This window comes from Anabaena azotica SJ-1 (assembly GCF_047275885.1).
Classification (GTDB): domain Bacteria; phylum Cyanobacteriota; class Cyanobacteriia; order Cyanobacteriales; family Nostocaceae; genus Trichormus_B; species Trichormus_B azotica_A.
In genome coordinates, this window is record NZ_CP178454.1 from 5,455,758 (window position 1) to 5,469,187 (window position 13,430).

Sequence of the window (13,430 nt, forward strand, 5' to 3'; positions counted from 1 at the left end):
ATATAAATACCTTCCCTAATAAAATTACAAGGAGCAGGTAAATGCCAGTGATTGCGGTCGTAGATTACGAAATGGGAAATTTGCACTCAGTCTGCAAAGGCTTAGAAAAAGCTGGGGCAACTCCTAAAGTAACTTATTCTGCCAGAGAATTAGAACAGGCAGATGCAATAGTTTTGCCTGGAGTTGGAGCATTTGATCCAGCAGTGCAACACCTGAGAGCGCGAAATTTAGAACAACCTATTAAAGATGCGATCGCATCTGGTAAACCGTTCTTAGGTATTTGTCTAGGACTGCAAATTCTCTTTGAATCCAGCGCCGAAGGAACTCAACCAGGACTAGGAATTGTGCGTGGAAAAGTTCGCCGTTTTCGTCCAGAAGCGAGTATTGCTATTCCCCACATGGGTTGGAATCAACTACAACTCACTCAGTCAAAAAGCATTTTATGGGAACATTTACCCGCTCAACCTTGGGTTTATTTTGTCCATTCCTACTACGTTGACCCAACTGAACCACACATTCGAGCAGCAACAGTTACCCATGGTAGTCAAACTGTCACAGCTGCGATCGCTCATGAAAATCTCATGGCAGTCCAATTCCACCCCGAAAAATCTTCTAATATAGGTTTGCAAGTTTTATCTAATTTTGTGGCTCAAGTCCGCGAAAAAATTCCTGCTTAATAAAAATTTGCACTATGATCTGTTGTCCGTTGTTTAAAACTAAAAACCAATGACTAATGACCAATAAATCATGAGTCTGAGAATTTATGGGAATCGGCTGCTAAAAACTTTACCAGGGAAAGAAACTAGACCTACCAGTGCGCGAGTACGGGAGGCAGTTTTTAATATTTGGCAGGGAAAAATAGATGGTTGTTGCTGGTTAGATTTATGCACCGGTAGTGGTTCAATGGGTGCAGAAGCTTTATGTAGAGGAGCCAACTTAGTAGTAGGAATTGAACTATCTAGTCGAGCTTGTGCAATTATCCAGCAAAATTGGCAGCAAGTAGCCACTAAAGAACAAAAATTTCAGATATTACGGGGAAATTTACTCCAGCAGTTAAAAAAGTTATCAAATCAAAAATTCGACAGAATATATTTTGATCCACCTTATGCTAGTGGATTATATCAACCAGTATTAGAAGCGATCGCTCAATATCAGCTTTTAAACACTCATGGAGAAATAGCCGTCGAGCATAGTCCCCAAAATTTTCAACCACCAGACATCCCCAATTGGGAAATCTGCCATCAAAAAGTTTATGGCAACACAGCACTCACATTCTACAAAACCAGGGAATCAGAAAAAATAGACCCACAAGAACAGGGTGAGCAAGAGAGATAGACAAGTAAAATCATCATTCTCACCTTCCTCACCTCTGTCACCTAACTCCTAACTCCTAACTCAATTTCAGCCTCCCAACTCAGTAGGACGCTTATATTGCTTATAAGCAGCGTAAAACAGCCCGCTAAGAGTAACGAAAATCAGACCAAGAACAATACCGGACAGCAAGGGTTCAACCACAGTAAATCTCCTCTTTACTATTATTCAACATTCGTTTCCTGCTTTTGATTTTACCAAATCCAGCATCAATCCCGCGCCCTACACCGTTTTTAGAATGTAAATACAATTTGAATTACCTGGCTCTAAAAGTACGTAGAATCTTCAGCAGTCCAAAAAAGACTCTTAAAGGTGTAGTCAAACCACCTCTAATACCTTTACTCTCGTTAATTTCAATCTCGTCTTTCAGACGTTTGAAGTTCGGCAAAAGATTTTTAGGATTTGATTCCAGGGTTTTCAGCCTATTTTTTTATAAAAATTTTCATCTATGCTTGCAGGTAGAATCAAGAAATTTTAAGCTATGTGTAGGAAATGAAAAATTTTTTGTACACCTAGACAGTAAAAGCAACCCTTTTGAATAACCAGCTTACCAAACCTGAAACTTTAATTCAGTGGATCGCTTTGTCGGCTTTAGCGATACTCATAGCAATACCTTTGGTCATTCTTGGTGTTCACATCGTTCAAGCCTCCGATCCATACATCAAAAGCGTTGTATCACTGGAGGGAAACCCAGTACAGGGAAAAGCTATCTTTCAAATCAACTGTACTGGATGTCACGGTTTACAAGCCGATGGGCTAGTAGGCCCAAGCCTGCAAGCCGTCTCCAAGCGCAAATCTCGATATGGATTAATTCACCAAGTTATTAGTGGTGAAACCCCTCCCATGCCAAAATTCCAGCCTAGTCCACAAGCAATGGCAGACCTTTTGAGTTATTTGGAAAGTCTGTAGATTTTTGTATAAATTAACTAGTTTTTAACAAAGAGGTAAGTTAAGATTTATGCATTTTTAAGTTCTAATGTCTTTCAAGCCGGAGATATAAGAGAAGCGTTCCCGTAGGGTAAACTGCCACGAAGCGTTTACGCCTCAATGACATTATGCTAATAGGCAACATTAAATATATCTTAATTAAAGCTATTAGAATTGCTTTGGCTACGACTTTAAGAATTCATTGTTGGAATCCTTAAGAACCCCCATACCTTTAGGTTGGGGAAAGTCAGTTCAAAGTTTTCTGATAGCTTTTCTTGATATTTTGTTTTTCTATACATCCTCATGCCTGATGGTGCAAGGATTTTTACTGGTTTTAACCCTTTTCCTTGCACCTAACTACATTTCTTTGCCCTGAATATCCATAAATTAAGACTTTTAACCACTAATTCCGCAAGCCCTAACTAAGTTTCAGCGTACATTCGAGAATCAATCTTTGATTTACTAACGAATATGGTTGAATTACTAATGCTTTTTGAAAAGCTTGGATGGCTTCAGCATATTTTCCCAATACAGCCCAACACAAACCCATACCATGAAGCGCACCAAAATGTACTGGATTTAGCTGGACAACCATCTGACAGTCAGTCAGAGATTTTTGATAATTTCCTATACTATAGTATAAAAAAGCTCTTCGATTCCAAGCTTCAGCAAAATCTGGTTGTGCTTGGATGAGTGAAGTCAGTACCTCTTCCGCAGTAGCTAGTTCACCTACATCTATTAACTTTTGACTGTAATCAATTTTTTCTAGTCCATATATTCCCTTTTGCTGAAACCAGAGCCGCCAAATTCTTCGCGTTGCTTGTTCTCGAACTATAGCATCAGGATTTTTCAGATTTTCAAGCAGATAATTTATAGATAAAGAATCCATGAATTTGAGATAGGTTTATTTTGAGGACAACTTTTTCAAGAAATTATCTCCTAAGTTAGATTTAAAATCATCATTAAATTCTCTTATTTTAATTAATAATTTTTGTCGCCAATAAATTGTATTGATTAATACAATTTCCTGCACCCAAGTCATTTAGTGTTATAAATAAGTAATTAAAAGCTTATCGACACTCTAGTAATTAGCAATACGGAAATTATTAAGCAGCCCAAAAACAGACTCCTAAAGTTACTGACTGATAATATTGCTTTGTGTTGGGTGCATGAGGGACGACATTATAAAAAATTAAGTCCGTTTATTGCCTGCCTTTCACCAAAAGATTTTAGATAAATTCTTGGATGATTTCTGGGATTACTACTGAGACTTACTTGCTTACAAAAATTCTCCCAGTCAGCAAACGGCAGCAAAACTCCGGTCTGAGTTTTGGAAACTTTTTTCGACAGAAAATAGTTATCAACAGTTAGATGAACGAAAACGATTAACTCGGCTAAAAATTTCGGAGTTGCTTTTAGTATTAGAGCATTCTGAATTGCCTTTGCATAATAATCCGGTGGAGTTAGCTGCTAGGACGATGGTGCAACGACGCAATATTAGTTATGCTATGCCACTCAGAGTCTTGAGGGTACTCAGGCTTGGGATACTTTTATGTCTCTTGTCGCCACTACTCGTAAGTTGGGAATTAGCTTTTTTGAATATAATCCGTGACCGCATTTCTCAGCTTGGAAATATTCCATCTTTGGGGTCTATTATTCACGAAAAATCTGTTCTCAATCCCTTTGGTTGCTCATGGGTTCTTGAATAACTCTTTCCCCCAAATATTGAGGGGATACAAAAAGTATCTAATACAAAAAACAAAAGCCACCCTCAAGTATATTGAAGGAGGCATTTGTAGAAGTATAGAACCTGGCATAGAGCTATTTTGGCGTGGGGCTACCCCCAGACTATCGTCGCCGCAGCAGCGTTTCACCTCTGAGTTCGGGAAGGGATCAGTGTGGTTCCACCGCGCAATCAACACCAGGAAAAATTGTTGGGTAACAAAACCCTGAAGACTGCAAGTAACGCGAAAAAAGAAAAGAGGTCAAGCCCTCGGTCTATTAGCACGGCTCGGCTGCATACATTACTGCACTTCCACCTACCGCCTAAGAACGGGTGTTCTGCCCGTGACCTTACCTACTTATGTAGTGAGAGCACTCATCTTGAGGTGGGCTTCCCACTTAGATGCTTTCAGCGGTTATCCGCTCCGCACTTGGCTACCCAGCGTTTACCGTTGGTACGATAACTGGTACACCAGCGGTGCGTCCTTCCCGGTCCTCTCGTACTAAGGAAGGCTCCTCTCAATGCTCTTACGCCTGCACCGGATATGGACCGAACTGTCTCACGACGTTCTGAACCCAGCTCACGTACCGCTTTAATGGGCGAACAGCCCAACCCTTGGGACGTACTTCCGCCCCAGGTTGCGATGAGCCGACATCGAGGTGCCAAACCTCCCCGTCGATGTGGACTCTTGGGGGAGATCAGCCTGTTATCCCTAGAGTAACTTTTATCCGTTGAGCGACGGCCATTCCACTCTGCGCCGTCGGATCACTAAGGCCTACTTTCGTACCTGCTCGACTTGTCGGTCTTGCAGTCAAGCTCCCTTTATGCCTTTACACTCGCCGCACGGTTTCCAAGCGTGCTGAGGGAACCTTTGCGCGCCTCCGTTACTTTTTAGGAGGCGACCGCCCCAGTCAAACTGCCCACCTGAAACTGTCCTCTCTCCGGCTGACGGAGATGAGTTAGAATTCTAGCTTCGCCAGAGTGGTATCTCACCGTTAGCTCCATATTCCCCACAAGGAATACTTCATCGCTTCCCACCTATCCTGCGCAAGCGAAGCCCGAACACAATTCCAGGCTACAGTAAAGCTTCATAGGGTCTTTCTGTCCAGGTGCAGGCAGTCCGTATCTTCACAGACATTCCTATTTCGCCGAGTCTCTCTCTGAGACACCATCCAGATCGTTACGCCTTTCGTGCGGGTCGGAACTTACCCGACAAGGAATTTCGCTACCTTAGGACCGTTATAGTTACGGCCGCCGTTCACCGGGGCTTCGGTCGCCAGCTTCACTTACGCTGACCGACTTCCTTAACCTTCCGGCACTGGGCAGGCGTCAGCCCCCATACGTCCTCTTACGAGTTTGCGGAGACCTGTGTTTTTGGTAAACAGTCGCCTGGATCTCTTCACTGCGACCCACGTCTAAGGTGGGCACCCCTTCTTCCGAAGTTACGGGGCCATTTTGCCGAGTTCCTTAGAGAGAGTTATCTCGCGCCCCTTGGTATACTCAACCTCCCTACCTGTGTCGGTTTCGGGTACGGGTACTATGCTTTCATCGCATAACTAGCTTTTCTTGGCACTATCCTTCACCACTCGACCGTCGTAACGGTCTCCCAAACCAATCAGGGTATGGCTATCTTTCATGCGTCCCTAGTCATGCTCCCACATAATAGTCAGGGATTATTGACCCTGTGTCCATCGACTACGCCGTTCGGCCTCGCCTTAGGACCCGACTAACCCAGAGTGGACGAACCTGGCTCTGGAACCCTTAGGGTTTCGGGGTGTATGATTCTCACATACATTTGCGCTACTCAAGCCGACATTCTCACTTCCGTTTCGTCCACAGCTGCTTGCCGCTACTGCTTCTCCCTACCACGGAACGCTCCCCTACCACTTAGATTAATCTAAGTCCACAGCTTCGGTACATCACTTAGCCCCGTTCATTTTCGGCGCAAGATCGCTTGACTAGTGAGCTATTACGCACTCTTTCAAGGGTGGCTGCTTCTAGGCAAACCTCCTAGTTGTCTGTGCAATCTCACCTCCTTTATCACTTAGTGATGATTTGGGGACCTTAGCTGGTGGTCTGGGCTGTTTCCCTCTTGACAATGAAGCTTATCCCCCACTGTCTCACTGGCAATGTGTTCTCTGGGTATTCTGAGTTTGCCTCGATTTGGTACCGGTCTCCCAGCCCGCACCGAAACAGTGCTTTACCCCCCAGATTTAATCATTACCGCTGCGCCTAAACACATTTCGGGGAGAACCAGCTAGCTCCTGGTTCGATTGGCATTTCACCCCTAACCACAGTTCATCCGCCGATTTTTCAACATCGGTCGGTTCGGACCTCCACTTGGTGTTACCCAAGCTTCATCCTGACCATGGTTAGATCACCAGGGTTCGGGTCTATAAACACTGATTATCGCCCTCTTCAGACTCGGTTTCCCTTTGGCTCCAGCATTCTCGCTTTAACCTACCAGTGCCTATAAGTCGCCGGCTCATTCTTCAACAGGCACGCGGTCATCCGTTTAATCGGACTCCCACTGCTTGTAAGCTAATGGTTTCATGTTCTATTTCACTCCCCTTCCGGGGTTCTTTTCACCTTTCCCTCGCGGTACTTGTTCACTATCGGTCACACAGTAGTATTTAGCCTTACGAGGTGGTCCTCGCTGATTCACATGGGATTCCTCGTGCCCCATGCTACTCGGGATTCAGCTCCTATCCTTTAACTTTCGACTACAGGACTTTCACCCCCTCTGGTGCAGTATTTAGCTGCTTCGTCTAGTCTCTAGATTCGTTATTGCTGTCCCACTACCCCAATCAGTAAACCAATTGGTTTAGGCTCTTCCCCTTTCGCTCACCACTACTTAGGGAATCTCTAGTTTGATTTCTCTTCCTCCAGCTACTAAGATGTTTCAATTCGCTGGGTTGGCTCATACCTGTCTATATATTCAACAGGCTGTACTTGGGGTTGCCCCATTCGGACATCTCCGGCTCATAGTTTGCTTCCAACTCCCCGGAGCATTTCGTCGGTAACCACGTCCTTCTTCGCCTCTGTGTGCCTAGGTATCCACCATTAGCCCTTATTAGCTTGACCACTTTTCTTTGGTTCGACTTGCTTTCACTTTCATCCTCTCGAATGTCTGTGTCTGCCTGCTTTTTTTCGCGTTACTATGCAGTTTTCAAGGTTCTGACTGGACTCTAATCCAGCAGTCTGTACTCTCTCTGACTACAGTTGCTGAATTTTTCCACTTTTTTATTCTTAGGTTATGAACCAAACCAAGATAATACTTTGAAAGTTTTCAACCAATTCTCGACCGACCTAGGATAGACCAATTCAGAATCTAATGACAGAATGTGTTCGATTTCTAAATGGATTAGGTCTCCCTAAAAAGGAGGTGATCCAGCCACACCTTCCGGTACGGCTACCTTGTTACGACTTCACCCCAGTCACCAGTCCTACCTTAGGCATCCCCCTCCTTTCGGTTGGGGTAATGACTTCGGGCGTGACCAACTTCCATGGTGTGACGGGCGGTGTGTACAAGGCCCGGGAACGAATTCACTGCAGTATGCTGACCTGCAATTACTAGCGATTCCTCCTTCACGAAGGCGAGTTGCAGCCTTCGATCTGAACTGAGCTACGGTTTATGAGATTTGCTTGCTATCGCTAGCTTGCTGCCCTTTGTCCGTAGCATTGTAGTACGTGTGTAGCCCAAAACGTAAGGGGCATGCTGACTTGACGTCATCCTCACCTTCCTCCGGTTTGTCACCGGCAGTCTCTCTAGAGTGCCCAACTTAATGCTGGCAACTAAAAACGAGGGTTGCGCTCGTTGCGGGACTTAACCCAACATCTCACGACACGAGCTGACGACAGCCATGCACCACCTGTGTTCGCGCTCCCGAAGGCACTTTCAGCTTTCACCGAAATTCGCGACATGTCAAGTCTTGGTAAGGTTCTTCGCGTTGCATCGAATTAAACCACATACTCCACCGCTTGTGCGGGCCCCCGTCAATTCCTTTGAGTTTCACACTTGCGTGCGTACTCCCCAGGCGGGATACTTAACGCGTTAGCTCCGGCACGGCTCGGGTCGATACAAGCCACGCCTAGTATCCATCGTTTACGGCTAGGACTACTGGGGTATCTAATCCCATTCGCTCCCCTAGCTTTCGTCCCTCAGTGTCAGTTGCGGCCTAGCAGAACGCTTTCGCCACCGGTGTTCTTCCTGATATCTACGCATTTCACCGCTACACCAGGAATTCCTTCTGCCCCGAACGCACTCTAGTTCTGTAGTTTCCACCGCTTTTACAAGGTTGAGCCTTGCTCTTTAACAGCAGACTTACAGTACCACCTGCGGACCCTTTACGCCCAATCATTCCGGATAACGCTTGCATCCTCCGTATTACCGCGGCTGCTGGCACGGAGTTAGCCGATGCTTATTCCTCAGGTACCGTCATTTTTTTCTTCCCTGAGAAAAGAGGTTTACGACCCAAGAGCCTTCCTCCCTCACGCGGTATTGCTCCGTCAGGCTTTCGCCCATTGCGGAAAATTCCCCACTGCTGCCTCCCGTAGGAGTCTGGGCCGTGTCTCAGTCCCAGTGTGGCTGATCATCCTCTCAGACCAGCTACTGATCGTCGCCTTGGTAGGCTCTTACCCCACCAACTAGCTAATCAGACGCGAGCTTATCTTCAGGCAGCAAGCCTTTCACCTTCCGGCATATCCGGTATTAGCCACCGTTTCCAGTGGTTGTCCCCGACCTGAAGCCAAATTCTCACGCGTTACTCACCCGTCCGCCACTAAATCCCTAAAGATTCCGTTCGACTTGCATGTGTTAAGCATACCGCCAGCGTTCATCCTGAGCCAGGATCAAACTCTCCGTTTTGTTAAGTTTGTAGCTCTTTTGACCACTTTTTACAACCACGGTCAGGTTATTTTCTTTACTGACGCAACTTCTTGTTGTATACTGGCTTTCAAACTATAATATTTTCAAGGTTCGGTAGTCCCTCCGAGTCCCGCTCTCTCGCGGCTCTCTCTTTGGCACTTATTCAATATAGCGAACCTCCTTTTACTTGTCAACTACTTTTTCAAAAAAAAGTAGGGAAAATTTTTTAGCGGCTGAAAGCTGCTCAGAATACTGAGTTTAGGCAACAATGGTGTAGGCGTTGTTGACTCAAGGAAGAGTAGATAGTGAATTTTCAGTCAGTAATAGCGGTTTTACATCAGTTTTGGGGTGAGCGTGGTTGCTTGATTGCTCAACCTTATGACATGGAGAAGGGCGCAGGCACTAAGAATCCCCATACTTTTTTAAGGGCTTTGGGTCCTGAACCTTGGGCTGTGGCTTATGTTGAACCTTGTCGTCGTCCGACGGATGGGCGTTATGGGGAAAATCCTAATCGGTTTCAACATTATTATCAGTATCAAGTTCTGATTAAACCTTCACCAGATAATATCCAAGATATTTATCTTGATTCTTTAAGGGCTTTGGGTATTTGTCCAGAAGATCATGATGTTCGTTTTGTGGAAGATAACTGGGAAGATGCGACGGTGGGGGCTTGGGGTACTGGTTGGGAAGTGTGGTTGGATGGGATGGAAATTACTCAGTTTACCTATTTCCAACAGTGTGGGGGTATTGATTGCCGTCCGGTGTCAATTGAGATTACTTATGGGTTAGAGCGATTGGCTATGTACCTCCAGCAGGTGGAAGCCATTACTAAGATTCGGTGGACGGACAATATTACTTATGGAGATGTTCATCTTCAGGGTGAGATTGAGCAATGTACTTACAACTTTGAAGCGTCGAATCCTGAGATGTTGCTGACACTGTTTAATATATATGAGCAGGAAGCTACTCAGTTGACGGAACGAGGACTGGTTTTACCTAGCTTGGACTATGTGATTAAGTGTTCGCATACGTTTAATTTGCTGGATGCACGTGGTGTAATTTCGGTGACGGAACGGACTCGCTACATTACCAGGATTCGGCATTTGGCAAGGAAGGTGGCTCATTTATATGTTGAGCAAAGGGAGAAGTTGGGTTTCCCGTTGCTTAAAAATGCCGTAAGTTGAAAAATAGGCATTAAATTTTTTAACCCCTCTAGATCGGCTACCGTGTACACATAAGTCCTATATGTCTTGATTTCAGCCTATTTTGCCCCCCAAAATCCTCCATAATTGGGGGATTTGGAAAATTCTTGTCTTCCCAGAATTGAGGGTTAGGGGGTGGTTTGGTGAGGGCTTGGCTAAAATTCGATCGCTTGTGTTTACACCTTACGCTGCTTGGGGGTCTTGGTTTACGGTACAAACATTGGTGTGTATTAGATGATAAATTTCAGTGAAACTTTAGAACCTATTGCAGCTTGGTTCCGTGCGTTGGGTGTTCCTGAACCAATTGTGCATTGGGGACATCCTGTGATGATGGGAATTGTGGTTTTTGTGGTGGGTAGTTTTGTGGGTGTGACGGGTTGGCGAGGAAAACTGCTAGAAGATAAAAATAAAGATGCTGCTGTTAAAAGTCGAAATTCCCATCGTCAGTTAGCACCTTGGTTATTTATTTTTTTGGCAGGTGGTTATACAGGTGGTGTATTGTCCTTGGTGATGCAGCATCAGCCACTTTTTGAAAGCCCTCATTTTTGGACTGGTTCAATTGTGCTGTTATTGCTGTTTGTTAATGGTGCAATTTCTCTAAGTGGATTTTTTGGAGATAAAGCAGGTCTACGTGCAGTTCATGCTTATGTAGGAAGCACAGCACTTTTGATTTTGTTGGTTCATGCTGTCTTGGGATTTAAGCTGGGTATATCTTTGTAAAGTTGGTATTATCAGGGCGGATAAGTAGGGCGGAACGAAGGTTAAGTTTTTTGGATTTTGTTGGGTTGCGCTGTTGCTTAACCCAACCTACAATTATTTTTTACCAACCTGGATTGGTTTATATATAAATATTGGTTATATATGAATTTTATTAACTGGGTGCTTTGGCTATTAAAGTTTTATGATGCAGAGTAGTAGCGTTATTATTTGTCTTGCCTATATTTTAGGGTTGCTGTTTACAGCAGTTCCTTGGGGTGGGATATGGGTTTTGGTGCTGGGAATATTAGCCGCAGTTCTATTTCGTGCAATTTATATTAATTTGTGTAAATTTGCTCAGAAACGAGAAAAGTCTATTAGCAAAGGTAAAGCTGGGGCTAATGTTCCGTTAACTACTCCTCATCCTAGAGTATGGCTAATAGCTGGCTTAGTGGGGTTGTTAGCAACGCTGTATTTTCAATTGCGGGTACCTCAACCAGGAGAAAAAGATATTAGTCAGTTTGTTTCTGGTGAAAATAATAGTAATCAAGAACAATTGGTAATTGTGCGTGGGGAAGTTGCAAGCACTCCCCGTTTAACTCGCAGTCAGAGGGGACAATTTTGGCTGGAAGCAACGCAGCTAGATGAGGTTAAAAATGATCAGGGACCAGCAAGTTTACCAAAGGGGGTGACGGGTAAACTGTATGTGACTGTGCCTATACTTCAAGCTACTGGTTTATATCCTAGTCAACAAATTGCTGTGACTGGGATGTTGTATAAGCCAAAGACGGCATCAAACCCTGGTGCTTTTGATTTTCAGAAGTATCTAAAGCAGGAGGGTACTTTTGCTGGTTTGATTGGTAAACAGATCAATTTTATTGATGAGGAGAAGCAATGGGGATGGTGGCAGTTTAGGGAAATAATTGTGCGATCGCAAGTTCGTTGGTTGGGTGTTCCTGAAGGTCCGTTGGTTAGTGCGATGGTTTTGGGTAGTAAGGCTGTAGATTTACCTTATGATATCCGTGATTTATTTGTGAAGGTGGGTTTGGCTCATGCTTTAGCGGCTTCGGGATTTCAAACTTCTCTAATTTTGGGTGTAATTTTACAATTAACTAAACGGGCAAAAAAGACAACTCAAATTATTCTGGGTGCTTTGGGTTTAATCACTTTTTTGCTTTTGGCGGGGTTTCAAGCTGCTGTACTTAGAGCAGTAATTATGGGTTTTGCGGCTTTGGTTGGTTTGGCTTTGGAAAGGAAAGTTCAACAACTGGGATCTTTGTTGTTGGCTGCTACATTGTTATTGTTATTTAATCCTCTTTGGATTTGGGATTTAGGTTTTCAATTGAGCTTTTTGGCTACTTTAGGATTAATTGTTACAGCTACACCTATTACTCAACGTTTGGATTGGATACCATCTGCGATCGCTTCTTTAATTTCTGTTCCCTTAGCTGCCACTATTTGGACTTTACCTCTGCTGTTACACATTTTTAGTGTGGTTGCAGTTTACAGTGTACCATTAAATATTATTACTACACCCTTGATTTCTGTTGTTAGTATCGGTGGCATGATCAGCGGTTTAGTAAGTTTAATTGTGCCAGATTTAGGCAGCACTTTAGCGAGTTTTTTATATTATCCAACACATTGGTTAATTCAATTAGCAGATTTTTTTGCTGGTCTTCCAGGCAGTTCAGTTGCAGTGGGTAGTATATCTAATGGGCAGATGCTGGTAATTTATGGGTTGATTATATCTACTTGTATGGTGCGTTGGTGGCAACGGAGATGGTGGTTTGCTGGTTTAATTGCTATTGTTTTAGTTATAATTCCTGTTTGGCATTCTGCCAATAATTTATTGCGAATTACTTTACTTGCTACTGATAAAGAACCTGTTTTAGTAATTCAAGATAAGGGTCAAGTAACTCTGATTAATAGTGGTGATGAGGGTACAGGACGTTTTACTATTTTACCTTTTTTACAACAACAGGGTGTGAATAAAATTGATTGGGCTGTTTCTAGTAAGTTCTTAGATAATGAAAATGATGCATGGCTAGAAATTTTGGAAACTTTGCCTATTACTAATTTTTATGATTATAATTCTCAGTTAGAAAATAATATTGAAACTCAAGCTATTCAAGAAAAATTGCAAAAGCGCCAAGGTATTTACCAATCTTTATCACTCGGTCAAACTGTAAATAATGGTTCAGCTACTGCTCAATTTGTTAATGACCAATTACCAATTTTACGGTTGCAAATTTTTGGTCAGAATTGGTTACTAATAGGTAGTGTTAAGTCTCAACAAATAGAACAATTAATTAAAACTGGCGGTTTATCTAGTCCAGAGGTGCTTTGGTGTCCATCAGAATCTTTGCAGGATTTGGTTTTAGCATTGAAACCACAGGTGGCGATCGCTAATCGTTCTGTAGGTATTGCATCTGCAAATAGTGTTGACAACAAAGCTTTATCGGCTTTAAGTAAAGGAAAAACTAAACTGTTCTTTACAGGCCGTGATGGTGCTATTCAATGGACACCTGATGGTGACTTTGAAACTTTCATCCAAGTTACAGAAAATAAATCTTCGAGTTTGTAGCAAGTTTGCCAATAGCGATCGCTTGTTTGATATAGATGCTATAATTACAAAGGAGATAAA

Annotated in this window: 8 protein-coding genes and 3 rRNA genes; 6 read left to right on the top strand and 5 right to left on the bottom strand. The window is 43.5% G+C overall.

Features of this window, described 5'->3' with window-relative positions; genetic code table 11:
- Positions 1–41 precede the first annotated feature (41 nt).
- Together hisH and rsmD are read left to right on the top strand one after the other, a co-directional pair.
- The gene (gene hisH, locus ACLLO5_RS23755; protein ID WP_413172954.1) at positions 42–677 is read left to right on the top strand and encodes an imidazole glycerol phosphate synthase subunit HisH; all 636 of its coding nucleotides are present in this window, start codon (positions 42–44) and stop codon (positions 675–677) included.
- Between the two features lie 70 nt (positions 678–747).
- On the top strand, positions 748–1,335 hold the full coding sequence (rsmD, locus tag ACLLO5_RS23760; protein WP_413172955.1) for a 16S rRNA (guanine(966)-N(2))-methyltransferase RsmD: 588 nt from the start codon (positions 748–750) through the stop codon (positions 1,333–1,335).
- A 66-nt stretch (positions 1,336–1,401) separates the two neighbouring features.
- Here rsmD and petG read toward each other — a convergent pair whose 3' ends face one another.
- Entirely contained in the window at positions 1,402–1,515 is a 114-nt protein-coding gene (petG, locus tag ACLLO5_RS23765) for a cytochrome b6-f complex subunit V (protein WP_013191177.1), read from the bottom strand.
- 390 nt (positions 1,516–1,905) lie between these two features.
- Between petG and ACLLO5_RS23770 the strand changes: the two genes are divergently transcribed.
- Positions 1,906–2,280 (top strand): c-type cytochrome, encoded by a 375-nt coding sequence (locus ACLLO5_RS23770; protein WP_413172956.1) that lies wholly within the window; start codon positions 1,906–1,908, stop codon positions 2,278–2,280.
- Positions 2,281–2,716: 436 nt separating this feature from the next.
- On the opposite strand, the gene ACLLO5_RS23775 is transcribed toward ACLLO5_RS23770, so the two are convergent.
- From ACLLO5_RS23775 to ACLLO5_RS23790, 4 genes are all read right to left on the bottom strand, one after another.
- Entirely contained in the window at positions 2,717–3,187 is a 471-nt protein-coding gene (locus tag ACLLO5_RS23775; RefSeq protein WP_413172957.1) for a tetratricopeptide repeat protein, read from the bottom strand.
- 919 nt (positions 3,188–4,106) lie between these two features.
- A 5S ribosomal RNA gene (rrf, locus tag ACLLO5_RS23780) occupies positions 4,107–4,224 on the bottom strand.
- A gap of 55 nt (positions 4,225–4,279) precedes the next feature.
- A 23S ribosomal RNA gene (locus ACLLO5_RS23785) occupies positions 4,280–7,105 on the bottom strand.
- Positions 7,106–7,399: 294 nt separating this feature from the next.
- Positions 7,400–8,888, bottom strand: a 16S ribosomal RNA gene (locus ACLLO5_RS23790).
- Together the 16S, 23S and 5S rRNA genes form the textbook arrangement of a ribosomal RNA operon.
- Positions 8,889–9,193: 305 nt before the next feature.
- On the opposite strand from ACLLO5_RS23790, the gene glyQ reads away from it, so the two are divergent.
- The 3 genes from glyQ to ACLLO5_RS23805 all read left to right on the top strand — a co-directional run bounded on the left by glyQ (position 9,194) and on the right by ACLLO5_RS23805 (position 13,370).
- Complete coding sequence (gene glyQ / locus ACLLO5_RS23795; protein ID WP_413172958.1) at positions 9,194–10,072, top strand: glycine--tRNA ligase subunit alpha; 879 nt, start codon at positions 9,194–9,196, stop codon at positions 10,070–10,072.
- Between the two features lie 252 nt (positions 10,073–10,324).
- Positions 10,325–10,810 (top strand): DUF4079 domain-containing protein, encoded by a 486-nt coding sequence (locus ACLLO5_RS23800; protein ID WP_413172959.1) that lies wholly within the window; start codon positions 10,325–10,327, stop codon positions 10,808–10,810.
- 181 nt (positions 10,811–10,991) lie between these two features.
- Complete coding sequence (locus ACLLO5_RS23805) at positions 10,992–13,370, top strand: ComEC/Rec2 family competence protein (RefSeq protein WP_413172960.1); 2,379 nt, start codon at positions 10,992–10,994, stop codon at positions 13,368–13,370.
- Positions 13,371–13,430: the final 60 nt, after the last annotated feature.